Below are 25,894 nucleotides of genomic sequence, written 5' to 3'. Positions count from 1 at the left end.
CGAAAGAGAGGTAGACAAGCCATGGATACGGAAATTTTTGAGAATATCGAATCCGAGGTACAGAGTTACGCACGCAGCTTCCCGGTGGTATTCGACAAGGCCCAGGGCAGCTATCTGTACGACGAGGAAGGTAATCGCTACCTGGACTTTCTGGCCGGCGCCGGCACCCTGAACTACGGGCACAACAACCCGGTGCTCAAGGAAGTGCTGCTGGAATACATCCAGAACGACAAGATCGTTCACGGCCTGGACATGCACACCGTGGCCAAGCGTGACTTCCTGGAAGCGCTGGACGAGTACATTCTCAAGCCCCGTGAAATGGACCATGTGGTGCAGTTCACCGGCCCCACCGGCACCAACGCCGTGGAAGCGGCGCTGAAGATCGCCCGCAACATCAAGGGCCGCGAGAACATCATCAGCTTCACCAACGGCTTCCACGGCGTCAGCCTGGGCGCCCTGTCCACCACCGGCAACAGCCACCACCGTGGCGTGGCCGGCGTGACCATGGGCGGCGTCAGCGTGATGCCCTACGACGGCTATCTGGGTGATGCCTTCGACACCACCGAATACCTGGACAAGGTACTCTGCGACTCCTCCAGCGGCGTCGACCATCCCGCCGCGGTGATCGTGGAAACCGTGCAGGGTGAGGGCGGCATCAACGCGGCCAGCTTCGAGTGGCTGCGCAACCTGGAACGGGTCTGCCGCAAGCACGACATGCTGCTGATCCTGGATGACATCCAGGCCGGCTGTGGCCGTACCGGTACCTTCTTCAGCTTCGACAACGTGGGCATCAAGCCGGACATCATCACCCTGTCCAAGTCCCTGAGCGGCTACGGCCTGCCGTTCGCGGTGGTGCTGCTCAAGCCGGAGCTGGACCAGTGGAAACCGGGCGAGCACAACGGCACCTTCCGGGGCCACAACCTGGCCTTCGCCACCGCCGCCAAGGCACTGGCCCACTTCTGGAGCGATGACACCTTCGCCAAGGAAGTGCAGAAGAAAGGCGACCTGATCACCGAGCGCTTCCGCGATATCGCCGGCGCCTACGAGGATCACTGGTTCTACCTGAACGGCCGCGGCATGATGCAGGGCCTGGTGTGCCGCGACGGCCAGCTGGCCGAGGAAATCACCAAGGCGGCCTTCCGTCGCAAGCTGGTGATCGAAACCTCCGGCGCCGACGACCAGGTGATCAAGACCCTGTGTCCGCTGACCGTGTCCGAGGACGAGCTGAACGAAGCCATGGACATCCTCAAGGAAAGCGTGGCCGAAGTCATGAAAGACCGGATCAAACGGGGCGACGCGCACTCCGTTTCCAGCCTGGCGGGCTGATTCAAAACGCCGACACCGGCCGCCTTCCCGGCGGCCGGTTTTTTATCCCTTTCCCTTTATTCCAATCCTTTGGAGGTCCAGATGATTGTTCGTACCCTGGCGGAAGCTGAAAAAACGGAACGTCGCGTGGTCGCCGAGAACGGCAACTGGCAGTCCGTGCGCCTGTCCCTGAAGGAAGATGGCATGGGCCATTCCTTCAACATCACCACCATCTTCAAGGGCACCAAAACCCACATCAAATACGCCAACCACTGGGAATCCGTCTATGTGATTTCCGGCAAGGGCAAAATCGAGATGGTCGAGAGCGGGGATGTGCACGAACTCACCCCCGGCACCATTTATCTGCTCGACCAGCACGACGAGCACTATCTCTACGGTGGCGAGAACGAAGACATGGTGGTGGCCTGCGCCTTCACCCCCCCGCTGAGCGGCAAGGAAGTCCACGACGAAAACGGCGTTTACCCCGCCGACCTGGACTGATCCTCCGGTTGGTTCGGTGCGAACACCGAAAGCGGAGCCCCCGGGCTCCGCTTTTTTTATGGGTGCGCCAGGCGTCGACCAAGGTCTAATTCAGGCGCCCCTGGATTTTAGCCATAGTACAACCACTTTCGCGGCGGCCCGGGAAACCGCCACGTACCGGTGAACCTTGCCTTGCACCGACATTGTTAACGGCTCTGGAGAGTTTCCACGGTGCCCTTCCTCCGGGAGGGGCCCTCCTCTTTTTTTTTGCTCCGTTTTTTTGCCCGGCGCCGACCTCCGCCGGATGCCGGTCAAGGGCGCGGCAGCCGGGTCCTGGCCGTGTATACTGGCGGGATAACGAGTCACAGGCCCCAATAATGAAAATACTGATCGCCGACGACCATCCCTTATTTCGCGCCGCTCTGCGCCAGGCCGTGGACGTCAGTTTCGCGCGCGCCGACATTGTCGAAGCCGACTCCCTGGCCGCCCTGGAAAAACTGGGCGAGGACCAGGTGCCCTTCGATCTGATCCTGCTCGATCTGCATATGCCCGGCACCCATGGCTTTTCCGGCCTGATCTATCTGCGCGAGCTGTATCGCAAGGTACCGCTGGTGGTGATCTCCGCCAACGAAGCGGTGGAAGTGGTGCAGCGCTCCCTGCAGTTCGGCGCCGACGGCTTCATCCCCAAATCCGCCTCGGTGGACGCCATGACCCGGGCCCTGTCCCGGATCATCGGCGGCGAACGCTGGGTGCCGGAGTACGCCCGCCGGCACGCGCCGCCGGACCCGGGAGAGTTCGCCGGCATGCGCGAGCGTATCACCCAGCTCACGCCGCAACAGTTCCGCGTCATGGGCATGCTGATGGAAGGCATGCAGAACAAGGTGATCGCCTACGAACTGGAGGTGTCCGAGGCCACCGTGAAGGCGCACATGACCGCCATTTTCCGCAAGCTCGGCGTGCGCAACCGCACCCAGGCGGTGCTGGCGCTCAAGGACCTGGCCATCGAGCCCCCCGGGCTGGAATGAGCCCGGGGGGCTACAGCCCCCGCAGCACACGCAGAATGGCTTCCTCGCTGACCGGCTTCTGCAGAAAGCCCACGCCCCGCTCCTCGGCCTCCGCGCGGATCTCCACGCGCCGGTCGGCGGTGATCAGCACCGCCGGGACCACCTCTTCCCAGTAACCGTCCAACGCCTCGATCACCTGGAAGCCGTTCTCGCCGTCATCCAGTTGATAATCCACCAGCAGCAGATCCGGTTCCGGGGCGCCGGCGGCCCGGCGCAGGGCTTCCTCCCGGGAGCGGGCGGTGACCGGGTCGCAGCCCAGGGCGCGCAGCAGCGCCTCCAGGCTGGCCAGCAGCCCCGGGTCGTTGTCCACGCAGAACACCCGGGTACCGGCCAGATGGCGGCGGTCCTCCACCGCCGGCGCGGGCGCCGCCGGGAGGGCCGGTGGCGCCTCCGCCCCGGCCAGGGGCACATAGACGGAAAACACCGTGCCCCGCCCGGGCCAGGAGTCCACCGTGATGCGATGCCCGAGCAGCCGGCAGATGCGGTCGGCGATGGCCAGCCCCAGGCCCAGGCCCTTCACCTGCCGGCGCCCCTGCTGCGGCAACCGCATGAACTCATGGAACACCCGGGTGTGCTGATCCTCCGGGATGCCCGGGCCGGTGTCCCAGATTTCGATGCGCAGGGTGTCGCCCCGCCGGCGGCAGCCGAACAGCACCCGCCCCCGCTCGGTGTAGCGCACCGCGTTGGACAGCAGATTCTGCAGCACCCGCCGCAGCAACGCCTCGTCGGTGCGCACCCGCAGGTCGCTGAACACGGTGTGCAGATCCAGCCCTTCGGCCCGGGCCAGCACACTGAATTCCTCGCCAAGCTGTTCCATCAGCGGGCGCACCGCCACCACCGAGGGATGGGCCTGCATGGTGCCGGTGTCCAGGCGGCTGATTTCCAGCAACGCCGAGATGATCTGCTCGGCGGCGCGCAGGGAGCTGTCGATATGGCCCAGCACCTGCCTTTCATAGCCAAACTCGTCGCCGCGCTGGCCGAGCCGCTGGGCCAGGGAGGAGGCGAACAGCTGGGCGGCGTTGAGCGGCTGCATCAGGTCGTGGCCGGCGGCGGCCAGAAAGCGGGTCTTGCCCTCGTTGGCCTGCTCCAGCTGGCTGTTCACCTCGGACAGACGCCGGGTGCGCTCGGAGACCATCTGCTCCAGGTTCTCATTGATCTGACGCAGGGCGATCTCGTCGCGCTTACGCTCGGTGATGTCCATATAGGTACTGACGAAGCCGCCGCCTTCCATGGGGTTACCGCGCACCTCGACGATCACGCCGTTGGGCAGCTCCCGCTCGAAGCGGTGGGCACTGCCCTCGCGCAGCAGCTGCACGCGCTTGCGCACGTCCTCATCCAGATCACGGCCGTCGTAGAAGCCGCGCTCCGCGTTGTGCCGGTAGACCTCCTCGATGGGCCGGCCCAGCCGGATAAAACCTTCCGGGTAGCCGAACAGGGCCACGTAGGCCTGGTTCCAGGCGACGATGTTCAGGTCCCGGTCCACCACGCAGATGCCCTGGCTGATGGTCTCGATGGTGGTGCGCAGCAGCTGATGGTTGAACTGAATCAGCTGGGACGCCTCGTCCATGATCCGCACCATGTCGTCGCGGCGCACGCTCTGCTTGCTGAGCAGCGAGCCCATCACGATGCGCGCGGTGGAGGCGCCCATGGCGCCGGCCAGCAGGCGCTCCACATAGCGCACCAGATGCAGCGGCGCCGGCAGCGACGGGTCCTCGGAGATCTGACGCCGGTGCAGATAATCGAAGAACAGCGGCCGGGCCCGGGGGTGACCCAGCCCCCGCTCGCACACCTGCAGCAGTTCACCGGTGGTGATCAGCGGGTGGCCCATGCCCTCCCGCCACCAGTCGGTGGGGGTATCGACGAAGCGGGTGGCCTGGGTTTCGTCCAGCGGACTGTGCCGGGCGCGGCGGGAGAACGACACATAGGCCAGCAGGTTCAGACTCAGGCTCCAGAACACCCCGTGGGTGAGCGGTTCCAGGCCCTCGATACCGAACAGAGCATAGGGCCGCAGAATGCCCAGGCCCAGCAGCCCGCTCTGGTTGAGGTAGTCCACCCAGCTCACCGGCAGCACCAGCGGCAGCAGCAGGCAATAGAACCAGACCAGGAAACCGAGGATCAGGCCGACAAAGGCGCCGCTCTGATGGCCGCGCCGCCAGTACAGGCCGCCCAGCAGCGCCGGCGCCAGCTGCGCCACCGCCGCGAACGACAACAAACCGATGCGCGCCAGGCCCTCGAAACGGTCGATCAGAATGTGGAACAGAAAGGCCAGCGCCAGCAGCACCACGATGCTCAGCCGCCGCAGCAGACGCACCTGATTGCTCAGGTCGGAGAGCTCCTCGTCGCCCTGGATCCGATACTGCACCCAGGCCGGCATCAGCACCTCGTTGGTGAGCATGATCGCCAGGGCCATGGTCGACATGATCACCATGCCGGTGGCCGCGGCGATGCCGCCGATAAAGGCCAGCAGCATCATGCCGTTGTTGCCCGTGGCCATGGGCAGCGACAGCATGTACATGTCCGCCGGCCCGCCGTGGGACTGGGTGAGCAGGCCGGCGGCCACGATCGGCAATACGAACAGGGCGAACAAGCCCAGATAGAGCGGCATCAGCCAGCGCGCCTTGCGCAAATGCTGCAGGTCGTTGTTCTCCACCACCCCGGCGTGGAACTGCCGGGGCAGGCAGAGAATCGCCAGCATCGACAGCAGCAGCGCGGTGACGAAGTTCTGCGAGAACAGCGCCGGTTCAAAGGTGCCGCGAATCCGCGGCGAGGCCATCATGTTGCGCCACAGATCCAGAGGACCGTTGAACACCACGAACAGGCAGAACAGGCCGATGATCACGAACGCCACCAGCTTGATAAAGGACTCGAAGCTGACCGCCAGCATCAGCCCGGACTGGTGCTCGGTGGCGTCGATATGGCGGGTGCCGAACAGCAGGGTGAACACCGCCATCAGGGCGGACACCGCCAGGGCGATGTCCAGCGGCGGCGTGGCGTTGATGCCCACCACATGTTCGAAGGACAGGGTCACGGCCTTGAGCTGCAAGGCGATGTAAGGCAGCACGCCGACGATGGCCACCACCGTGACCAGCACCGCCAGTTGCCGGGACTTGCCGTAGCGCGCCGCCAGGAAGTCGGCGATGGAGGTGATGTGGTGCTGCTTGCCCACCGACACCAGTTTGTAGATCAGCTCCCCACCCAGCAGCATGGTGAGAATCGGGCCCAGATAAATGGGCAGGTAGGTCCAGCCACTGTGGGCCGCCTCGCCCACCGCCCCGTAGAACGTCCAGGAGGTGCAGTACACCCCCAGCCCCAGGCTGTAGGTCCAGGCGTTGTTGACCACCGGCAGGCCGCGCCGCTCGGCACGGTCGCCCCACCAGGCGATCACGAACAGCACCATCACATACAACAGGGCCAGCAGGCCGAGCTGCCATAGACTCAGCAAGGGATCACCACTGAAACAGAACCTGACAGAACCGTACCACCACCGCCAGGATCAGCACCAACAGGCCGGCGCGCTGAATCTTGAACTCCACCACCGAGAGTGTCATGCCCCGGGTCCAGAAACGCAGCACGCCGCCCCAGTCGCCGGTGCGATGAATGTAATGTCCGTAGGCGAACAGGACCAGCGTCAGGCCCAGCAGCAACAGCACGCCTTGCAGGTACGCCATGAGGATTCTCCTTATTGGTCGGCGACGGCGGGGTTCAGTTTCAGATACATCAGCGCCGCCGTGGTGGCGTCGCCGCGGGCGGTGTGCCGGCCGATCACCGGCACCCCCAGTTTGCCGGCCACGCGCTCGAAGCGCAGGTCCGGCAGCGCGTCCGGGCTGCGGTAGCGTTCGCGCTTGCGGTACAGATCGGACAGCTCCACCACCGGGTTGGGCAGGTCAAAGCCCAGCGCCGGCCGCAGGTAACGATTGATCACCGCCAGGTCGAAGTCCAGGCACCAGCCCACCAGCGGCCGGTTGCCGATGAACGCCAGCAGTTGCTCCAGGGCGTGGTCGACGGTCACCCCCTGTTCCAGGTCCACGCCACGCAGGCGGTGGATGCGGATCGAGTCCCCGCTGAGGCTGGCCGGCGGCGCCAGGTGCAGCTCCAGGGCGGCGCCGGCGCGCACCCGGCCTTCGCGGATCGGTACCGCCGCCACCGACACCAGCTCCGCCCGGCGCGGGTCCAGCCCGGTGGTCTCGCAATCCAGGGCCATCAGCTCCCGGCCATTGGGCGTGCGGAACAAATGACCGTAGGGCCCGCTGCCGTGGCGCCGTTTCTGTACCAGTCTTTTCAGCACATCGATACTCCGGATCGCTCAATACTCCAGATGAAAGCGCCGGGACAAACGCTTCTTGAATTCGTTGACCACCTGCAGGGATTCGCGCAGCAGGTCCCGCTCCAGGGCGGAAAGCCGGTCCACCAGCAGTTGATTGCCGGGCAACCCCGCCGGGTCCTGGCCGCCCTCGCCTTCCAGACGGGCCAGTTGCTGGCGCAGGCGCAGTTCCGCGAACAGGGCCATGGCCTCGCCCAGTTCCTCGGCGAAGCCCGCGTCCATCTGGCCCGCGTCCACCAGCCGGTTGAGCCGCGCCAGGGTGCCGGTGTCCCGCACCCGATGCTCCAGGCTCATGGCGCGCACCCCGTGCACCACCGGAAACAGGCCGCCCTTCTTGATGTCGATGCCCTGGTCGGGCTTTTTCAGGGCGCCGAACCAGTTCAGCGGGGTGGCGAACTTCAGCGACGGCCGGGCGAACCGGGACAGCAGGATCTGGTCGCCGCTGCAGCGCTGGAACAGGGTCTCGCGCAGCGACTCCACCAGTTCCGCCCGGCCGGCCACCGGATGGGCGTCGATCAGAATCGCCAGGTTCATCATCGCCGCGTCGTCGCCCTGGCCGGCCCAGCGCGACACCTTCTCGCGCCAGTCCGACAGCGACCCCACCCATTCCGGGTTGGACACCATGATATTGCCGGGGCAACGGGGGTAGCCCAGGGTCAGCAGGGTTTCCGTGAAACGGCGCATGTGTTCGTCGCGCTCCGGCCAGTGCGCGGCGTCGTCGAGGATCAGGGCGTTGTCCTGGTCGGTCTTGAGAATCTGCTCACCGCGCCCTTCACTGCCCAACACCAGCAGGCAGCCGTGTTCCTGATGGGCCTCCGGCACCACGAATTGGAACGCCTTGCTGATGATGCGGCCATTGAGCGCGGCCAGCAGGTCCATGGCGAAACGCATCTTCACGCCCTGGGCCATCAGCGCCCGCACCAGCTCCGGCAGGCGCGCGCTGGCCAGCGACAGCGCCTGCAGGTTGTCGGCGCGCTCCACTTCCAGCCCCACCACATAGGAGCGGCTGGAGAAGAAGCTGAGCACATCGGTGAGCTCCACCACCCCCACCGGCTTGCGCCCTTCCATGACCACCACCCGCTCCACCTCATGGCGGGTCATGCTGACCAGGGCGGCGAACAGGTATTCGTCCGGCGGCACCTTGACCAGCCGGAAGGTGGCCAGGGACAGGGCCGGCGAGGCCGGCGTCAGCCCTTCGTCCACCAGCCCGCGCAGCAGGTCGGTTTTGGTGATCACGCCGACATGGCCGTCCCGCTCCACCAGCAGACTGTCCGCCTGCCGTTCATTGAGCGCCGCCACCGCCTGCTGCACGGTGCCCCCGCTGGGCAGCACCAGCGGCTCGCGCATGCACTGGTGCACGTTGGCGAGCATGAAACCGGCCATGGTGACGCCGCCCTCGCGGCGCTCGGCGAGCAGGCGGTTCTTGCTGGCCAGGCGCTGACGGAAATAGTCGGCGAACGCCGGCTGTTCATCGCACAGGGTTTTGAACAGAGCGGCGGGAATCAGATAGCAGAGGGTTTCTTCCTCGGTGACGAACCGGTACCGGCTGCGGCCGTTCAGCACGCTCAGCGCGCCAAACACATCGCCGGCGGTGTAGACCCCGAGCCGGCCGGCGTCCGCCGGCAGGGTGGGGTCCAGCTCCAGCACCGCGCCCTTGTGCACCACGTACACGTAATCGGCGGGCCGGCGTGCTTCCAGCAACACCTGCCCGGCCTCGAAGAAGGCCATTTCCATGGCCGCCTTGAGACGCTCGCGGTGCTCGTCCTCCAGCAGGGAGAACGGCAGTTGCTCGAAATCCACGTCGATCATGGCGATGCACCGGTGTCCAAACGGCAATCGGGGCGGCGCCACGCGCCACCCCGATTTCAGTTTACTCCGTTTACCGTGGCGGGCGTCAGTGGGCCTGGGCCGCTCCGGCGCCGCGCGGTACACGGATGTCCTCGACGATATGCTGGATGTGCTCCGGCGGCGGCGCGGTCACGCGGGACACCACCAGGGCGACGATAAAGTTGAGGATCATGCCCACGGTACCGATGCCCTCAGGTGACACCCCGAACAGCCAGTTGTCCGCGGTGTTCAGCTCCGGCGACACGAACTTGAAGTAAACGATGTAGCAGAAGGTGAAGGCCAGGCCCACGGCCATGCCGGCGATCGCCCCTTCCTTGTTCATGCGCTTGTAGAAGATGCCCATGAGAATCACCGGGAAGAAGCTGGCCGCCGCCAGGCCGAACGCGAAGGCGACCACCTGCGCCACGAAGCCCGGTGGATTGATGCCGAAGTAGCCGGCGATGATGATCGCCACCACCGCCGCCAGCCGCGCGGCCAACAGCTCCTGCTTCTCGCTGATGTCCGGCTTGAGCGTCTTCTTGAGCAGGTCGTGGGACACCGCCGAGGAGATCACCAGCAACAGCCCGGCCGCCGTGGACAGCGCCGCGGCCACGCCACCGGCGGCCACCAGGGCGATCACCCAGGCCGGCAGATTGCCGATTTCCGGGTTGGCGAGCACCATGATGTCCCGGTCCACGTAGATCTCGGAGGCGTTGTCGGTGGGCGCGTTGGTGATCACCCGCTGACCCACGTCGCCGGTGGCTTCCTCACGGCTGCCCGCGAAGGTCGGCGCGCCCTTGAAGGGGTCGCCGGCGGCCATCTGCACGCGGCCGTCGTTGTTCTTGTCCAGCCAGCCGATCAGACCGGAGTTTTCCCAGTTATAGAACCAGCCGGGCAGCTCCTGGTACTCGGTGTTGTTGACGGTCTCGATCAGGTTGGTGCGCGCGAAGGCGCCCACCGCCGGCGCGGTGGTGTACAGCAGAGCGATAAAGAACAGGGCCCAGCCGGCGCTGATGCGTGCGTCGCGTACCGTCGGCACGGTGAAGAAGCGCACGATCACGTGGGGCAGACCGGCGGTACCGCACATCAGGGCGGCGGTGATGAAGAACACATCGATGGTGCTCTTGGAGCCGTCGGTATAGGCGCCGAAGCCCAGGTCCTGAACGATCTGATCCAGCCGGTCGAGCAGGTATACGCCGGTGTCGTTGCCGGCGGCATCGAGTACCGTGGCGCCGAAGCCGGTCTGCGGCAGCACATGGCCGGTCATCATGATGGACAGGAACACCGCCGGCACCAGGAAGGCGAAGATCAGCACGCAGTACTGCGCCACCTGGGTGTAGGTGATGCCTTTCATGCCACCCAGCACCGCATAGAAGAACACGATCGCCATGCCGATGATCACGCCCACGTTCACATCCACTTCCAGGAAGCGGGCGAACACGATGCCGACGCCGCGCATTTGCCCGGCCACGTAGGTGAACGAAACGAAGATCACGCAGATCACCGCCACGGTGCGGGCCACGTTGGAATAGTAACGGTCGCCGATAAAGTCCGGCACGGTGAACTTGCCGAACTTACGCAGATAGGGCGCCAGCAGCATGGCCAGCAACACATAGCCGCCGGTCCACCCCATCAGGTAAACCGACGCATCGTAACCGGCGAAGGCGATGATCCCCGCCATGGAGATAAAGGATGCCGCCGACATCCAGTCCGCGGCGGTGGCCGCGCCGTTGGCCAGCGGCGACACGCCGCCACCGGCCACATAGAACTCTTTGGTGGAACCCGCCCGGGACCAGATCGCAATGCCGATGTACAGCGCGAACGACCCGCCCACAAACAGATAAGTCAGAAGTTGAACATCCATTTTTCCGGTCCTCTTTTTATTACTCTTCGTGGACGTCGAATTTGCGATCCAGTTTGTTCATCGAGCGCGCGTACATGATGATCAGCGCCAGGAACACATAGATCGAGCCTTGTTGAGCGAACCAGAAGCCCAGTTTGAAACCGAAGAACTGAATGTTGTTGAGCGCATCCGCGAGCAGGATGCCGCAACCGTAGGACACGACGAACCAGACAACCAGGTAACTCAGAATCAACCGGACGTTGGCGGCCCAGTAGGCGCGGGCATTTTCTTCTTTCATTGGTCTACCCCTCTGCGTACTGACTGAAAAACTCTTGCGAGTCTTGCCGCAGAGACTAAACAAAGGCGCGAGCGGCCACAGTATGACTTTAGTCGAACGCAGGGGAGGGGCGGCGCGGGCTCAGGCCGGCTGGGTACCGGCGGCGCGGTACAGCGCGGCGGTCAGAGGGGCAAGACGGGTTTCCCGTTTCACGGATTCCAGCAGGGGGCCGGCTTCCGGCCAGCGGCGTCGGGAATAGCTGAGCCATTGTTTGACCCGACCGCACAGCTGGGCGTCGGTGCCGGTGTCGACGATGGCATCGGCGAACCGGCAAAGCACCGCCAGCACCTCGTCCCAACCCGCCGCCGGGCCACCACGCACTTCCCGGCAGAGCAGCGGATCGGCCACCGCGCCCCGGCCCAGCATCAGATCGTCACAGCCGCTCTCGCGCTGGCAGCGGCGGGCGTCCTCGCGGGTCCAGATCTCGCCATTGGCGATCACCGGCAGGGCCACCGCCCGGCGAATATCGCCGATGCGATCCCAGTAGGCCGGCGGCCGGTAGCCCTGGCGCTTGGTGCGCCCGTGCACGGTCAGCCAGGCGGCGCCGGCGTCCTGCACCGCCACCGCGTTGTCCAGAGCCCGGCCGTCATCGGCATTGCCCAGGCGCATCTTCACCGACACCGGCACCGCCGCCGGCACGGCGGCACGCACGGCGGCGGTGACCGCGTGCACCAGCTCCGGTTCGTCCAGCAGCACGGCGCCGCCGCGATGGCGGTTCACGGTTTTCGCCGGGCAGCCGAAGTTCAGGTCGATGGCCGGCGCCCCCAGCTCCACCGCCCGCGCCGCGTTGTCCGCCACGCAGGCCGGGTCGGAGCCGAGCAATTGCAAATGCACCGGCGTCCCCGCCAGGGTGCGGGCGCCGTGGCGCAGCTCCGGGCACCAGCGATAAAAGACGCGCGGCGGCAGCACTTCGCCGCTGACGCGGACGAATTCGCTGACACACCAGTCGTAGCGGGCGGAGGCGGTGAGGGCCTGACGGACCCAGTAGTCCGCCAGGCCCTCCATGGGGGCGAGGATCAGTTTCATGGGCGCGTAGTCTAGCACCCGTTTCGCGGTTGAGCCCGGTCAGGTGTTGAGAACGGCGCCGCCGTTGACGTGGATGGTCTGGCCGGTGATGTAACTGGCGTCATTGCTGGCCAGGTACACATAAGCCGGCGCCACCTCGCAGGGCTGGCCGGCCCGGTTCATCGGCACCTGACCGCCGAACTGCGCCACCTTGTCGGCGTCGAAGCTGGCCGGGATCAGCGGCGTCCAGATCGGCCCCGGTGCCACCGCGTTGACGCGCACGCCGCGCTCCAGCAAGGCGCCGGAAAACGACCGCACCAGCGCTTGCACCGCCCCCTTGGTGGCGGTGTAGTCCAGCAGGGTGTCGTTGCCCTTGAAGGCATTGATCGAGGAGGTGGAAATGATGCTGTCGCCTTCCTCCAGGTGAGGCAGCGCCGCCTTGGTCAGGTAGAAATGGCTGAACACATTGGTGCGGAAGGTACGCTCCAACTGGTCGTTTTCCAGTTCGGTGATGCGCTTCCAGTCGTACTGCTCGGCGGCGTTGAGAACCAGCACGTTGAGGCCGCCCAGTTCCTCCACTGTGCGTCGCACCGACTCCTCACAAAAGTCCGGGTCGCCCACGTCGCCGCGCAGGGTCAGGCAACGGCGGCCCTCCTCGCGGACCAGCCGGGCGGTGTCCTCGGCGTCGGTTTCCTCGTCCAGATAGACCAGCGCGCAGTCCGCGCCCTCGCGGGCGAAATGCAGCGCCACGGCGCGGCCGATGCCGCTGTCGCCGCCGGTGATCAGCGCCACCCGGCCACTCAGCTTGTCGGCGCCCCGGTAATCGTCACGGATGTATTTCGGTTCCGGGTCCATGCGGTGTTCCTGGCCCGGCTGGTGCTGTTGGTGCTGCGGCGGAAAATGTTCGTCGCTCATGATGCACTCCTTCGTCGTCGACGGACGGACCGCGTCCTGCGGCCGTGTTTTTGAAACGTTCCGGGTCAGTCTAGGAAGGGCGCGGGGCGGACGCCAAGCGCGCAAAGGTAAAACAATGCAGCATTGAGACCCCGCCGGCACCGCAAGCGAAACGCCATAGATATAAGGAGATCAGAGGAAGAAGCCGCTTGCGACGACCCGGCGGGCATTTCACTATAGGTGGCCCGGCACCCCGGCGGAAGGCCGTGGTTAGACCCTTTTGGAATGAGGATTTTGCCCATGAGTACCCATGATGGCGGTTGCCTGTGTGGCAAGGTGCGTTACCGGATCCATGGCCCTTTTCATCAGTTTCACCTCTGCCACTGCTCCCGCTGCCGGCGCTTCAGCGGCACCGCCCACGCCGCCAACCTGATGGCCCCCGCGGACAGCCTGGAATGGCTCAGCGGCGAGGACCTGGTGCGGCGTTTTGACCTGCCCGAAGCGAAGTCCTTCTCCCGGGCGTTCTGCAGTGAGTGCGGCAGCATGGTGCCCCACCTGAGTCGGGGCAGCGACGTGGCGGTAATCCCCGCCGGCGGCCTGGATCAGTCCCCGGATATGGACCCCAACGACCACATTTTCTGGGAAGACCGGGCCGCATGGTACGAGCCCGGCATCGGCGCCAAGAAGTACGCCGGGCTCCCGGGCGCCTAGCACCGGAACCCCCGCCGGATTGACCGCCCCACGGCGCTCCAGTACTGTTGCGCCGCATTCCGAGAGAGAGACCCATGGCCAGTAAAGCCCCGCAGTTGGAAGAAGCCCTGGACAGCCTGGAAGCCCTGGTGGAGCGGATGGAGTCCGGTGACCTGACCCTGGAGGAATCGCTGGCGGCCTTCGAACAGGGGGTCAAGCTGACCCGCGAATGCCAGCAGGCCCTGACCCGGGCCGAGCAGAAGGTGCGCATTCTGCTCGACCAGGACCCGAACGCGGAGCCCGCGCCGTTCGAAGACCGCGATGAACAGTGACCCGAACCGGCTCGAGCCGTTCGCCGACGAAGCCCGCGCCCGGCTCCAGGCGGCGCTGCAGCGCCTGCTGCCGGACCCGGCCACCAGCGCCAGCCCGCGGCTGGCCGAGGCGATGCGCTACGCGGCGCTGAATGGCGGCAAGCGCATCCGCCCGATGCTGGTGTACGCCGCCTGCCGGCTGGCCGGCGGCGAGCCGGAGCGCGCCGACGTGGCGGCGGTGGCGGTGGAAGCGATCCACGCCTACTCCCTGGTTCACGATGACCTGCCCGCCATGGACGACGACGACCTGCGGCGCGGCAAACCCACCTGCCACCGGGCCTTCGACGAGGCCACCGCGATTCTCGCCGGCGACACCCTGCACACCCTGGCCTTCGATCTGCTGGCCGGCAGCGGCGACTACTCCGACGCCGCCCGGGTGGCCATGGTGCGGGTGCTGTGCCGGGCCGCCGGCGGCACCGGCATGGCCGCCGGCCAGATGCTGGACATGGCCGCCCACGGCCGCCTGCAGGACCTGGCCGCCCTGGAACGCATGCACTACCTGAAGACCGGGCGCCTGATCACCGCCAGCCTGCTGCTCGGCTACCACGCGGCGGAGCGCGCCGACGCCGACCTGGAAGCCGCCCTGATCGCCTTCGGCGACGCCATCGGCCTGGCCTTCCAGATTCAGGACGACATTCTCGACGTCACCGCCGACACCGATCAGCTGGGCAAGCCCAGCCGCTCCGATGAAAAACACGGTAAAAGCACCTTCCCGGCCCTGCTCGGCCTGGACGCCAGCCGCCAACGGGCCCAGGCCCTGTGCGAGCAGGCCCTCGCCGCCCTGGACGGCTACGGCGCCGCCGCCCGGCCTCTGCAACAATTGGCGGACTTTATCGTGCAGCGCACGCACTGACGGCGCGGCCACTGACGCACCCCGGCCGTGACCGTTATACTTCGCCCTTGTCATGCCGCCGCTGACTGATTCAGGCTCGAATCCATGCCAAAGACGTTCACCGACATTCCGTTGACCCGCCCGAACACGCCACTGCTGGACCGCATCGCGGCGCCGGCGGACCTGCGCCAGCTGCCGGAGGCGCAACTGGAGCGGCTGGCCGACGAATTGCGCGCCTACCTGCTTTACGCGGTGGGCCGCAGCGGCGGCCACTTCGGTGCCGGCCTGGGCGTGGTGGAGCTGACCCTGGCGCTGCATTACCTGTTCGAGACGCCCCACGACCGGCTGGTCTGGGACGTGGGCCACCAGTGCTACCCGCACAAGATTCTTACCGGCCGCCGCGACGACCTGCTCAAGGTGCGTCAGCAGGGCGGACCGTCCGGCTTCCCCAAGCGCGGTGAATCCGAGTACGACACCTTCGGCGTGGGCCACTCCTCCACCTCCATCAGCGCCGCCCTGGGCATGGCCCTGGGCGCCGAAAACGCCGGCGAGAAGCGCCGCACGGTGGCGGTGATCGGCGACGGCGCCATGACCGCCGGCCAGGCCTTCGAGGCGCTCAGCCACGCCGCCCACACCCGCGCCAACCTGCTGGTGGTGCTCAACGACAACACCATGTCCATCGGCCACAACGTGGGCGGGCTGGCCAACTACTTCGCCCGCATCTGGGCCTCCAAGACCTATATCGCCCTGCGCGAGGGCGGCAAGAAGGTGCTCTCCGCCATGCCGGCCGCCTGGGACTTCGCGCGCCGCACCGAAGAGAGCATGAAGAACATGGTGAGCCCGGACATGCTGTTCGAGGCCATCGGCTTCAACTACATCGGTCCCATCGACGGCCACGACCTGGACGAGCTCACCGCCACCCTGGCCACCATGCGCGACCTGGAAGGCCCGCAGCTGCTGCACGTCTACACCACCAAGGGCAAGGGCTTCGGCCCCGCCGAGGCGGACCCGGTGGGCTACCACGCGATCAACAAGATCGAGCCCAAACCCAAGGTCCAGGTGGCCAAACCGGCGGCGCCCAAGGGGCCCAAGTACCAGCAGGTGTTCGGCGACTGGCTGTGCGACCTGGCGGAGAAGGATGAACGGCTGATCGGCATCACCCCGGCCATGTGTGAAGGCTCCGGCATGGTGGACTTCGCCCGTCGCTTCCCGGACCGCTACCACGACGTGGCGATCTGCGAGCAGCACGCGGTGACCCTGGCCGGCGGCATGGCCTGCGAGGGCCGCAAGCCGGTGGTGGCGATCTACTCCACCTTCCTGCAGCGCGCCTACGATCAGCTGATCCACGACGTGGCCCTGCAGAACCTGGACGTGACCTTCGGCCTGGACCGGGCCGGCCTGGTGGGCGAGGACGGCGCCACCCACGGCGGCGTGTTCGATCTGGCCTACCTGCGCACCGTGCCCAATATGATCGTGGCGGCGCCCTCCGACGAAAACGAGTGCCGCCAGTTGCTCTACACCGCCTGGCTGCATGAGGGCCCGGCGGCGGTGCGCTACCCGCGCGGCACCGGCCCCGGCGCCGCCATTCAGTACGCCATGACCGCCCTGCCGGTGGGCGAGAGCCGCACCCTGCGCCAGGGCAAGGGCCCGGCCGCCCTGCTCGCCTTCGGCGCCCTGGTGCCGGCGGCCCGGGAGGCGGCGGAGAAGCTGGACGCCACCGTCATCGACATGCGCTGGGTGAAACCCCTGGACCGCGAGGCGGTGCTGGACGCCGCCGCCCGCCACAGCCTGCTGGTGACCCTGGAAGACCATCAACGCATGGGCGGCGCCGGCTCGGCGGTGAACGAACTGGTGCTGGACGAGGGCCTGGCGGTGCCGGTGCTCAATCTGGGGCTGCCGGACCACTTTATCCATCACGGCAAGCGCGACGAGCTGCTGGCCCAGCACGGCCTGGACGCCGCCGGCATCGAGGCCAGCGTGCGCGAACGCCTCAAGCGGCTGGAAAGCGCCCTGCCCCACCGGGCCTGAGTCCGCTTAGCGGCAGGCGCCGTTGTAGAGCGGGCGGCGGCGTTCCGCCACAACGGCGGTGGTAGCCATGACGACAGTCCGGTTTAGCAGGAGCGGCTGGGTGGCAATCCGCTTTAGCCGCGATCAATCTGTATGGCCATCTCGGCTAAAACCGCCCCTGCCGCGCCCCCATACCATCAACCACAGCACCACCAGGGCCAGCCCGCCCGCCACCAGATCGTCCAGCACGATGCCGAGCCCCCCGTTCAGGTGCAGGTCCACCCAGCCCACCGGGCCCGGCTTGAGCACATCGAAGAAACGGAACGCCGCGAAGCCCGCCAGGCCCCAGCCCGGATGCCGGGGCACCACCGCCAGGGCCAGCAGCAACCCACCCAGCTCGTCCCAGACCACCGAGGCCGCGTCATGGACGCCCAGCGTCCCGGACGCCAGCCCGCAGAGCGGCACGCCGGCCACCGCCACCAGCAACACCACCAGCAGATAGCGCGGCCGGGAAAGCCTCGCCAACGGCCACCAGAGCAGCAGAAACAGCAACGAGGCCACCGTGCCCGGCGCCCAGGGGGAAAGACCGGCGCCCAGGCCCTGGGCCAGCAGGACGAGAAAGGATTCCGGATGCATAGGGCGTTTCCTTGGTTGGATTCCGTGCGGCTATTGCAGGAGCGGCGTTTCTACGAAAAATGGCGCCAGCCGGGGATGTCGGCGGGGCGCTCGGTGCCGTCCGGGTCGCGCAGGCGCACCGGGCCGGGGCCGGTAATGCGGCCGATGGCAACGGTGCCCTCCGGCAGGGGCTCGTCGGCGGGCCAGGTGAACAGCAGCCGGTAGTCGTCGCCGCCGGACAGCTGCAGCGCCAACCGATCGTCCGCGTCCAGGGCGGCCAGTTCCTCGTTCACCGGCAGCGCCGCGGTGTCGATCACCGCGCCCAGCCCGCCGCTGGCCTTGAGCACATGGCCCAGGTCCTGGAGCAGGCCGTCGGAGATGTCGATGCAGGCGCCGGCGCGGCCGGCCAGGCGCTGGCCCAGGGTCAGGTCCAGGTCCGGGGCGGCGAAATGGCGGGCGCTGAACGAATCCCGGCGACCGGCCTGCCAGTGACGCAACCCCAGCCCGCCCAGGCCGGGCACGCCACCCACCGCCAGCACCTGCCCCGGCAGGGCGCCGTCGCGGCGCAGCACCCGGTCGGCGCGCACCGCGCCGGTGGCCTGAATCGCCACGCTCAGCGGGCCCCGGGTGATGTCCCCGCCCACCAGCTCGATGCCGGCCCGGTCCGCCAGGGCGAACAGGCCCCGGCTGAACTCCGCCAGCCAGGCTTCCTCCACCCGGGGCAGGGTCAACGACAGCAGAAACCAGAGCGGGCGGGCGCCCATGGCGTACAGGTCGGACAGGTTCACCGCCAGACAGCGGTGACCGGTCTCGAAGGCGGGCAGATCCTCGGGGAAGTGGCGACCGGCAATGCTGGTGTCCAGGGTCATCACCAGCTGTTCGCCGGCGGGCGGGGCCAGCAGCGCGGCGTCGTCGCCGGGGCCCAGCAGCACGCCTTCGCCGCCCGGGCCACCGGAACGGCGAAAGTAGCGTTCGATCAGGGAGAATTCATCCATGGCCCGCTCCCGGGCGGCTCAGGCGTCGCCGCCGTCCCGGTCGCCGCTGTCCTGATCCGTATTGTCCGGCTCACGGCGGCGATGGGCGGTTTCCGCGGAGCGCAGGCGCCGCGCCAGCTTGTCGAGCACGCCGTTGACGTATTTGAAGGAATCCTCGGCGCCGAACACCTTGGCCAGCTCGATGCCCTCGTTGATCACCACCCGGTAGGGCACGTCCAGGCGCTCCTTGAGCTCGAAGGCGCCCAGTCGCAGCAGGGCTTTCTCCACCTGGGAGAGTTCCTCCACGCGGCGGTCCAGAAACGGCCGCAGCGCCTCGTCCAGTTCACCGACCTGACCCGGCACGCCGTGCAGCAGGTCGTGGAAATAGACGCGGTCCACCTTTTCCATATCGTTGGTGGCCAGGAACTGCGCCTCGATGTCGCTCAGCGCGCTGCCGGCCAGCTGCCATTGATACAGCGCCTGCAGAGCGTAACGGCGCGCCTTGCGGCGCGCGGAGGGGGAAGACGGAACGGTCATCAAAGCGCCTTGAGCAGGGAAACCATTTCCAGCGCGGACAGGGCGGCTTCCGCGCCTTTGTTGCCGGCTTTGGTACCGCTGCGCTCAATGGCCTGTTCGATGCTGTCCACGGTCAGCACGCCGAACGCCACCGGCACGCCGGAGTCGTTCTGGACCGCCGCCAGGCCCTTGGCCGCTTCGCCGGCCACGTATTCGAAATGGGCGGTGCCGCCACGGATCACCGCGCCCAGCGCCACCACCGCGTCGTAGTCGCGCTTGGCCAGCAGGTTCTTCACCGCCACCGGCAGTTCCCAGGCACCGGGCACGCGGATGATTTCGATGTCGTCACGGCTCACACCGTGGCGCACCAGGGCATCCACCGCGCCGGCCAGCAGGGCTTCCACCACGAAGCTGTTGAAACGGGTCACCACCAGGGCGTAACGGCCGCCCACGTTGTTCAGGGTGCCTTCGAAGGTCTTGATGTCGTGCATGTCGTGTTTCCTTTTTTGGCCCGCGCGGCGCGCGAGTGCCGTCTCTGTCAGCTGTCCGCTTCCACGTATTCGGTAATCTCCAGGCCGAAGCCGGAGAGCGCGTTAAAGCGCATCGGCGAGCTGAGCAGGCGCATCTTGCGCACACCCAGTGCCTTGAGAATCTGCGAGCCGGTACCGATATTGCGGTAGGCCCGGGACTGCCCCTTGGGCGCCTGGGTCTGCCCCTCGAAGAACGCCCGCAGGCGGTTGAGGGTGGGCTCCGCGTCCTCGTCCTGGGCCAGCAGGATCACCACGCCGGCCTCCGCCTCGGACAGGGCTTCCAGCACCCGGTGCATGTTCCAGCCGGTGCGGCCGTCCAGCTTGGCGCTCATCAGATCGCGCAGCGGGTCCACCTGATGCACCCGCACCAGCACCTCCTTGTCTTCCCGGATCTCGCCCTTCACCAGCGCCACGTGCAGGTGCCCGTCCACGGTGTCGTTGAAGGCCACCAGCCGGAACTCACCGTACCAGGTGTCCAGCGGGTGCTCGGAAACCTGCTCGATGGTCTGCTCGTTGAGCGCCCGGTACTGAATCAGGTCGGCGATGGTGCCGATCTTGATGCCGTGCTGCTCGGCGAACGCCTCCAGGTCCGGGCGGCGCGCCATGGACCCGTCTTCGTTCATTACCTCGCAGATCACGCCGGCGGCTTCACAGCCGGCCATCACCGCCAGGTCGCAGGCCGCCTCGGTGTGGCCGGCGCGGCGCAGCACGCCACCGGGCTCCGCCATCAGCGGAAAAATGTGGCCGGGCTGGACGATGTCCGATGCCTTGGCGTCACGGGCCACCGCGGCCTGCACGGTGCGCGCCCGATCGGCGGCGGAAATGCCGGTGGTGACGCCTTCGCGGGCCTCGATGGAGACCGTGAACTTGGTGCCGAAGCCGCTGCCGTTGGCGCGCACCATCAGCGGCAGATCGAGCTGCTCGCAACGGGCCCGGGACATGGGCATGCAGATCAGGCCGCGACCGTATTTGGCCATGAAATTGATCGCTTCCGGGGTCACGTGCTCGGCGGCCATCACCAGGTCGCCCTCGTTTTCCCGGTCCTCGTCGTCCATCAGGATCACCATCTTGCCCTGACGGATGTCCTCGATCAGTTCTTCAATACTGTTGAGTTGCATGTAGCTGCCTTTGTCCGCGTCCGACCCCGGGTCAGACGCCGTTCAGAAAACCGTGCTCGGCCAGAAACGCCATGGAAATGCCCTGGGAGCCGGCCTGGGCGGCGCGCTCGCCGAGCAGCAACCGCTCCAGATAGCGCGCAATAATATCAACTTCCAGATTCACTGGCGTCCCCACCGCCCAATCCTGGATGGTGGTGACCTGCTGGGTGTGGGGAATGATGTTCAGGGAGAACACCGCGCCGTCCACGCTGTTCACCGTCAGGCTGATGCCGTCCACGGTGATCGAGCCCTTCTGGGCGATGTAGCGGGCCAGCTCCGCCGGCGCCTCGATGTCGATGCGCACGGAGCGTGCGTCCCGGGTCAGGGACCGGACCGTGCCGAGACCGTCCACATGGCCGCTGACCAGGTGGCCGCCCATGCGGGTGGACGGCGTCATCGCCTTCTCCAGGTTCACCCGGCTGCCGGCCTTGAGCTGCTTCAGGGACGTCAGCGACAGGGTCTCGCCGGACACGTCGGCGCTGAAGCTGTCGCCGCCGCTCAGGGCGGTGACCGTCAGACAGACGCCGTTGACGGCGATGGAATCGCCCAGCTTGACGTCGCCGAAGTCCAGTTCCGCGCTCTGGATGCGCAAGGTCACGTCGCCGTTGTCGGGCAGCAGCGCCGCGATATGGCCCTGGGCCTCAATGATGCCTGTGAACATGGTCAGCCGCTCCTGCGAAAGCGTGCGGGGAGAAAGGGGCGCCTATGATAAACGTCCCGGGGCGGCGGGCCAAATGGGCGATCACGGCGCCGACCGGGCCGGCGGTTCGACGACGGATTGAAAAATAGGCAATATTTGCAAGCCCAGAGACCGGGCGGTCCGTCCGACCGCCCCTGCCGGCGCCTTCGCCGGCCACCATCATCGGAGGAAATCCGGGTAATGAAGAAGCAAGACAGCGCCCCCATGAATCCACTGCCACTGGATTCGGAAACCATGCCGCTATGGAGCCGGGCCGGTTTTCTGATCCGCCGGCTCAACCAGATCCACTACGCCATGTTCCTCAGCGAATGCGAGGAATTCGACCTGACCCCGGTGCAGTACGGCGTGCTCACCGAGCTGCGCGAGCATCCGGACATTGATCAGATCTCCCTGGCCCAGGAAGTGGGCATCGACCGCAGCAACGCCGCCGACATCCTGCGCCGCCTGGAAAAACGTGGCCTGGTCAGCCGCCACCCCAGCCAGCGCGATCGCCGCATGAAGCTCAGCCGCCTCACCGAGGAAGGCGAGCGCATCACCCGGCGGATGTACGACAGCATGCGCCGCGCCCAGGACAAGCTGCTGGCACCGCTGCCGCCGGAAGACCAGAACGCCTTCATCATGATGCTGATGCGCCTGGTGAGCGCCAACAATCACCTGGGCCGCGCCGTGTTCCATCCCACCTGAGCCGAGCCGCGCCGTTTTCCGTCCGGGTCTTGTCATTTGGGAAGCACACTGACTATTAGCCGGACACGAAAAGCCGCCAACAATGGATAAAACTATAAAATACAATAACTTATAGAGAAATCTGGCGCCGGACTCTTCCTTGAAATTAGGAAGTATACTGATATATATTGCGAGCAATCGCGGAATAATCAGGAGCAGTCCATGACCGGCACCACCTTTCTGTACGGGCGCCATGTCCACGCCAACGGTATCCGCCAGCACGTACTGCGTTACGGCGGCCACGGCCCGGCCCTGCTGCTGGTGCCCGGCATCACCAGCCCGGCGGTGACCTGGGGTTTCGTGGCGGAACGCCTGGGCCGGCACTTCGACACCTGGGTGCTGGACGTGCGTGGCCGTGGCCTGTCGGAGAGCGGCGAACATCTGGACTACGGCCTGGACGCCTGCGCCGACGACGTGCTGGCCCTGATCCGCGCCCAGGACCTGCACCAGGTAATCCTGGTCGGCCATTCCATGGGCGGCCGCCACGGCATCCGCGCCGTGAAGCGAGGCGGCGCGGACAGCCGTATCGCGCACCTGATCATGGTGGACCCGCCGGTCTCCGGCCCGGGCCGCCGGGCCTACCCCAGCGCCTGGCCCTGGTATGAGGACTCCATTCGGGAATGCCAGCAGGGCATCGACGCGGAGCGCATGCGCCACTACTGCGCCACCTGGAGCGAGGAGCAGCTGCGCCTGCGCGCGGAGTGGCTGCACACCTGCGACCTGCGCGCCATTCGCACCAGCTACGACGGCTTTCACCAGGACGACGTGCACGCCGATCTGCCCGCCCTGACCGGTATCCGCACCGGCCTGATGGTGGCCGGCCGGGGCGATGTGATCCTGCCCGAGGACGAAGCGGAGTTGCGCGAGCAACTGCCGGACCTGCGCATCAGCCGCGCGCCGGACGCCGGGCACATGATCCCCTGGGACGATCTGGAAGGTTTCTTCCGCGCCCTCTCCGAATTGCTCGATCAGCCGCTTTAACCGCCCCGGGTACAACGGCCCGTATAAGAAGAGGACCCACGCCATGACCCCCTATCGCATCGGACAGATCGTCCCCAGCTCCAACACCACCATGGAAACGGAAATCCCGGCCATGCTGCGCGCCCGGGAAAGCCGCTTCCCGGAGCGCTTCACCTTCCATTCCAGCCGCATGCGCATGCACAAGGTGACCCCGGAGGAGCTGAAAGCCATGAACGCCCAGGGCGTGCGCTGCGCCGCCGAGCTGGCCGACGCCCGGGTGGACGTGATGAGCACCGCCTGCCTGGTGGCGATCATGGCCCAGGGGCTGGGCTACCACCGCCAGACCGAGGAAGAGCTGCGCCAGGCCGCCCGGGAAAATCACTGCGACGCGCCGGTGATGACCTCCGCCGGCGCGCTGGTCGAAGGGCTGCACATTCTGGGCGCCAGGAAAGTGGCCCTGCTGGCGCCCTACATGAAACCGCTCACCGAAAAAGTGGTGGCCTACATCGAGCACGAAGGCGTGCAGGTCACTGACTGGCGCTGCTTTGAAATTCCCGACAACCTGGAAGTGGGCCGCCGCGACCCGCTCAAACTGATCGAGGACGTGGCCGAGCTGAAGACCAGCGGCGTGGACGCGGTGGTGCTGTCCGCCTGCGTGCAGATGCCCTCGCTGCCGGCGATCCAGACCGTGGAGGACGCGCTCGGCGTTCCGGTGGTGTCCACCGCCGTGTGCACGGTACGCGGCATGCTCGACCGGCTTGGCCTGGAGCCCGTGGTGCCCGGTGCCGGCGCCCTGCTGAGCGGCCGCTACCCGACCCCGGAGGCAAAGGCGTCATGACCTCCGCCAGCGACAACTACGCCGGCGTCTGGGACACGCGCATCGGCTTCGGCCGGCGCCCGGCGTTGATCAGCATCGATTTCATGAAGGCCTACACCACCGACGGCGCCGATCTGTACGCCCCCGGCGTGGTGGCCGCCCTGCCCCCGGCCGCCCGTGCCCTGGCCGCCGCCCGCGACGCCGGCCTGCCAGTAATCCACACCAACATCCGCTATCAGCCCGGCCGGTTCCTGGACGGCGGCGTCTGGGTAAAGAAAGCGCCGGTGATGAAAGCCATGGTGAACGGCAATCCGCTGGCGGAATTCTGCGAACAGGTGCTGCCCCTCGACGACGAGCTGGTGATCACCAAGCAATACGCCAGCGCCTTCTTCGGCACTTCCCTGGCCGCCACGCTCACCGCCCTGGGCGTGGACACCCTGGTGCTGGTGGGCTGCTCCACCAGCGGCTGCATTCGCGCCTCGGCGGTGGACGGCCTGCAACACGGCTTCCGCGTGATGGTGTTGCGCGACGCCGTCGGCGACCGCCACCCGGCGCCCCACGAGGCCAACCTGTTCGACATCAACGGCAAGTACGGCGATGTGATCGACACCGCCGATTTCCTCGACCATCTCAAGCAAGCGGGAACGACCCCATGACCACGATCAAGAAAATCGCCCTGGAAGAACATTTCATGGCGCCGGGCTTCCAGGAATACACCGCCATGTTCTTCGACAAGATCGAATCGGCGGATCAGCGGGAACTGGCCGCCCGACTGGACGACTTCGACCAGCTGCGGCTGGAAGAAATGGATCGCCACGGCATCGAAACCGTGGTGCTGTCCCAGTCCGGCCCGAGCGTGCAGGCGGAAGCCGACACCCAACGGGCGATTCGCCGCGCCCGGGAAAACAACGACTATCTGGCCGACCGCATCGCCCCCCACGGCGACCGCTTTGCCGGCTTCGCCACCCTGGCCATGCAGGACCCGGCGGCGGCCGCCGATGAATTGGAATACGCGGTGCGCGAACTGGGCTTCAAGGGGTCACTGGTGAACGGCCATACCAACGGCGTCTATTACGACGATCCGGCCTACGACGCTTTCTGGGAACGCATGCAGGACCTGGACGTGCCGCTGTATCTGCACCCGATCAATCCCTGGAAGGAAGTGGACTCCATGCGCGGCCATCCGGAACTGGCCGGCGCCGTGTGGGGCTGGGGCGTGGAAACCGGCACCCACGCCCTGCGGCTGCTGTTCGGCGGTGTCTTTGATCGCTTCCCGAACCTGAAAATCATCCTCGGCCATATGGGCGAGGGGCTGCCGTTCATGCGCTGGCGTTTCGACAGCCGCTTCCCGGTGTACGCCCAGGGCGTGACGCTGGAGCGGGCACCGTCCGAGTATTTCGGCCGCAATATCGTGATCACCACGTCCGGGGTGTGCTCGGCGCCGACCCTGATGGCGGCCATCGGCGAGATGGGCGAGGACGGCGTGCTGTTCTCCGTGGACTACCCCTACGAATCCACGGAGCTGGCCACCCGCTTTATCGACGATGCGCCGATGAGCGACGAAGTGCGCGCCAAGGTGTGCCGCGACAACGCCAAGCGGCTTTTGAAACTTTAAACGCCGCCGGCCTGCCGGCGCGGTAAAAAGGCGGGCAACCGACCCGCCATATGAATCAAAGCGGTGCAATAGCACCAATAAAGTGCTCTAGTATACAAAAAAGTCGGACATTGGCGGGCCTGGGGCTGGCACAACAATTGCTCTTGATCCTCATTGGAGCGGTCAGCTTCCGCCAATAGATCAGCATACTGACTATTAATAACAGGCGTTCAGGGATGAACCGGAGTCCGCCCGCGGCCTCCGCCCGAATCGCACTTGACCTTTCCCCCAAGTTAGCACCATCTGATCGATGAGATTTCATCAGATTACGC

Annotated in this window: 26 protein-coding genes; 12 read left to right on the top strand and 14 right to left on the bottom strand. The window is 66.5% G+C overall.

Features of this window, described 5'->3' with window-relative positions:
* Window positions 1–21: 21 nt before the first annotated feature.
* From ectB to IM760_RS13475, 3 genes are all read left to right on the top strand, one after another.
* Entirely contained in the window at window positions 22–1,326 is a 1,305-nt protein-coding gene (gene ectB, locus IM760_RS13485; RefSeq protein WP_204430189.1) for a diaminobutyrate--2-oxoglutarate transaminase, read from the top strand.
* A gap of 81 nt (window positions 1,327–1,407) precedes the next feature.
* On the top strand, window positions 1,408–1,806 hold the full coding sequence (locus tag IM760_RS13480; RefSeq protein ID WP_014993249.1) for an ectoine synthase: 399 nt from the start codon (window positions 1,408–1,410) through the stop codon (window positions 1,804–1,806).
* 353 nt (window positions 1,807–2,159) lie between these two features.
* Window positions 2,160–2,810, top strand: a complete 651-nt coding sequence (locus IM760_RS13475; protein WP_204430340.1) for a response regulator — start codon at window positions 2,160–2,162, stop codon at window positions 2,808–2,810.
* A 10-nt stretch (window positions 2,811–2,820) separates the two neighbouring features.
* Here IM760_RS13475 and IM760_RS13470 read toward each other — a convergent pair whose 3' ends face one another.
* The 8 genes from IM760_RS13470 to IM760_RS13435 form a co-directional block, all read right to left on the bottom strand.
* Window positions 2,821–6,291, bottom strand: a complete 3,471-nt coding sequence (locus tag IM760_RS13470; RefSeq protein WP_204430187.1) for a hybrid sensor histidine kinase/response regulator — start codon at window positions 6,289–6,291, stop codon at window positions 2,821–2,823.
* 4 nt (window positions 6,292–6,295) lie between these two features.
* Window positions 6,296–6,517, bottom strand: coding sequence for a hypothetical protein (locus IM760_RS13465; RefSeq protein WP_204430185.1), 222 nt, complete (start codon window positions 6,515–6,517; stop codon window positions 6,296–6,298).
* Window positions 6,518–6,528: 11 nt separating this feature from the next.
* Entirely contained in the window at window positions 6,529–7,134 is a 606-nt protein-coding gene (locus tag IM760_RS13460) for a 3'-5' exonuclease (protein ID WP_316252384.1), read from the bottom strand.
* An 18-nt stretch (window positions 7,135–7,152) separates the two neighbouring features.
* Complete coding sequence (locus IM760_RS13455; protein ID WP_204430183.1) at window positions 7,153–8,979, bottom strand: DUF294 nucleotidyltransferase-like domain-containing protein; 1,827 nt, start codon at window positions 8,977–8,979, stop codon at window positions 7,153–7,155.
* An 85-nt stretch (window positions 8,980–9,064) separates the two neighbouring features.
* The gene (locus IM760_RS13450; RefSeq protein WP_204430181.1) at window positions 9,065–10,861 is read right to left on the bottom strand and encodes a sodium:solute symporter family protein; all 1,797 of its coding nucleotides are present in this window, start codon (window positions 10,859–10,861) and stop codon (window positions 9,065–9,067) included.
* Window positions 10,862–10,880: 19 nt separating this feature from the next.
* Window positions 10,881–11,138, bottom strand: a complete 258-nt coding sequence (locus IM760_RS13445; RefSeq protein ID WP_204430179.1) for a DUF4212 domain-containing protein — start codon at window positions 11,136–11,138, stop codon at window positions 10,881–10,883.
* 120 nt (window positions 11,139–11,258) lie between these two features.
* A complete protein-coding gene (locus IM760_RS13440; RefSeq protein ID WP_228232106.1) occupies window positions 11,259–12,203 on the bottom strand; it encodes a tRNA-dihydrouridine synthase in 945 nt (314 codons plus the stop codon).
* Between the two features lie 39 nt (window positions 12,204–12,242).
* A complete protein-coding gene (locus IM760_RS13435; RefSeq protein WP_204430176.1) occupies window positions 12,243–13,097 on the bottom strand; it encodes an SDR family oxidoreductase in 855 nt (284 codons plus the stop codon).
* Between the two features lie 279 nt (window positions 13,098–13,376).
* Here IM760_RS13435 and IM760_RS13430 point away from each other — a divergent pair, with 279 nt between their 5' ends.
* From IM760_RS13430 to dxs, 4 genes are all read left to right on the top strand, one after another.
* Window positions 13,377–13,787, top strand: a complete 411-nt coding sequence (locus tag IM760_RS13430) for a GFA family protein (protein WP_204430174.1) — start codon at window positions 13,377–13,379, stop codon at window positions 13,785–13,787.
* A 74-nt stretch (window positions 13,788–13,861) separates the two neighbouring features.
* On the top strand, window positions 13,862–14,098 hold the full coding sequence (locus IM760_RS13425) for an exodeoxyribonuclease VII small subunit (protein ID WP_204430172.1): 237 nt from the start codon (window positions 13,862–13,864) through the stop codon (window positions 14,096–14,098).
* Entirely contained in the window at window positions 14,088–14,990 is a 903-nt protein-coding gene (locus IM760_RS13420) for a polyprenyl synthetase family protein (RefSeq protein ID WP_204430169.1), read from the top strand. The genes IM760_RS13425 and IM760_RS13420 overlap by 11 nt, the downstream gene beginning before the upstream one ends.
* An 84-nt stretch (window positions 14,991–15,074) precedes the next feature.
* Window positions 15,075–16,997, top strand: coding sequence for a 1-deoxy-D-xylulose-5-phosphate synthase (gene dxs, locus IM760_RS13415; RefSeq protein ID WP_204430167.1), 1,923 nt, complete (start codon window positions 15,075–15,077; stop codon window positions 16,995–16,997).
* Window positions 16,998–17,120: 123 nt separating this feature from the next.
* Here the strand turns inward: dxs and IM760_RS13410 are convergent, their stop codons facing one another.
* Genes IM760_RS13410 through IM760_RS13385 form a run of 6 tightly spaced genes read right to left on the bottom strand, consistent with a single transcriptional unit; the run spans window position 17,121 to window position 21,429 of the window.
* Window positions 17,121–17,612, bottom strand: a complete 492-nt coding sequence (locus IM760_RS13410; RefSeq protein ID WP_204430165.1) for a phosphatidylglycerophosphatase A family protein — start codon at window positions 17,610–17,612, stop codon at window positions 17,121–17,123.
* A 50-nt stretch (window positions 17,613–17,662) separates the two neighbouring features.
* Complete coding sequence (thiL, locus tag IM760_RS13405; protein ID WP_204430163.1) at window positions 17,663–18,586, bottom strand: thiamine-phosphate kinase; 924 nt, start codon at window positions 18,584–18,586, stop codon at window positions 17,663–17,665.
* Window positions 18,587–18,604: 18 nt separating this feature from the next.
* Entirely contained in the window at window positions 18,605–19,102 is a 498-nt protein-coding gene (gene nusB, locus IM760_RS13400) for a transcription antitermination factor NusB (protein ID WP_204430161.1), read from the bottom strand.
* On the bottom strand, window positions 19,102–19,572 hold the full coding sequence (ribH, locus tag IM760_RS13395) for a 6,7-dimethyl-8-ribityllumazine synthase (protein WP_204430159.1): 471 nt from the start codon (window positions 19,570–19,572) through the stop codon (window positions 19,102–19,104). The genes nusB and ribH overlap by 1 nt, the downstream gene beginning before the upstream one ends.
* Before the next feature lie 47 nt (window positions 19,573–19,619).
* A complete protein-coding gene (gene ribBA, locus IM760_RS13390; protein ID WP_204430157.1) occupies window positions 19,620–20,729 on the bottom strand; it encodes a bifunctional 3,4-dihydroxy-2-butanone-4-phosphate synthase/GTP cyclohydrolase II in 1,110 nt (369 codons plus the stop codon).
* A gap of 31 nt (window positions 20,730–20,760) precedes the next feature.
* A complete protein-coding gene (locus IM760_RS13385) occupies window positions 20,761–21,429 on the bottom strand; it encodes a riboflavin synthase (RefSeq protein WP_204430156.1) in 669 nt (222 codons plus the stop codon).
* A gap of 219 nt (window positions 21,430–21,648) precedes the next feature.
* Between IM760_RS13385 and IM760_RS13380 the strand changes: the two genes are divergently transcribed.
* The 5 genes from IM760_RS13380 to IM760_RS13360 all read left to right on the top strand — a co-directional run bounded on the left by IM760_RS13380 (window position 21,649) and on the right by IM760_RS13360 (window position 25,583).
* Window positions 21,649–22,152, top strand: a complete 504-nt coding sequence (locus IM760_RS13380) for a MarR family winged helix-turn-helix transcriptional regulator (RefSeq protein ID WP_204430155.1) — start codon at window positions 21,649–21,651, stop codon at window positions 22,150–22,152.
* 201 nt (window positions 22,153–22,353) lie between these two features.
* Window positions 22,354–23,172 (top strand): alpha/beta fold hydrolase, encoded by an 819-nt coding sequence (locus IM760_RS13375; protein WP_204430154.1) that lies wholly within the window; start codon window positions 22,354–22,356, stop codon window positions 23,170–23,172.
* Between the two features lie 43 nt (window positions 23,173–23,215).
* On the top strand, window positions 23,216–23,989 hold the full coding sequence (locus IM760_RS13370; RefSeq protein WP_228232100.1) for a maleate cis-trans isomerase family protein: 774 nt from the start codon (window positions 23,216–23,218) through the stop codon (window positions 23,987–23,989).
* Window positions 23,986–24,624, top strand: coding sequence for an isochorismatase family protein (locus IM760_RS13365; protein ID WP_204430152.1), 639 nt, complete (start codon window positions 23,986–23,988; stop codon window positions 24,622–24,624). Before IM760_RS13370 ends, IM760_RS13365 begins: the two co-directional genes overlap by 4 nt.
* The gene (locus IM760_RS13360) at window positions 24,621–25,583 is read left to right on the top strand and encodes an amidohydrolase family protein (protein WP_204430151.1); all 963 of its coding nucleotides are present in this window, start codon (window positions 24,621–24,623) and stop codon (window positions 25,581–25,583) included. Before IM760_RS13365 ends, IM760_RS13360 begins: the two co-directional genes overlap by 4 nt.
* Window positions 25,584–25,894 lie beyond the last annotated feature (311 nt).

Origin of the sequence: Alloalcanivorax marinus (genome assembly GCF_016906305.1) — a bacterium.
Classification (GTDB): Bacteria; Pseudomonadota; Gammaproteobacteria; order Pseudomonadales; family Alcanivoracaceae; genus Alloalcanivorax; species Alloalcanivorax marinus.
Note: the sequence above shows the minus strand (reverse complement) of the source record. Positions and strands in the feature narration are given on the sequence as shown.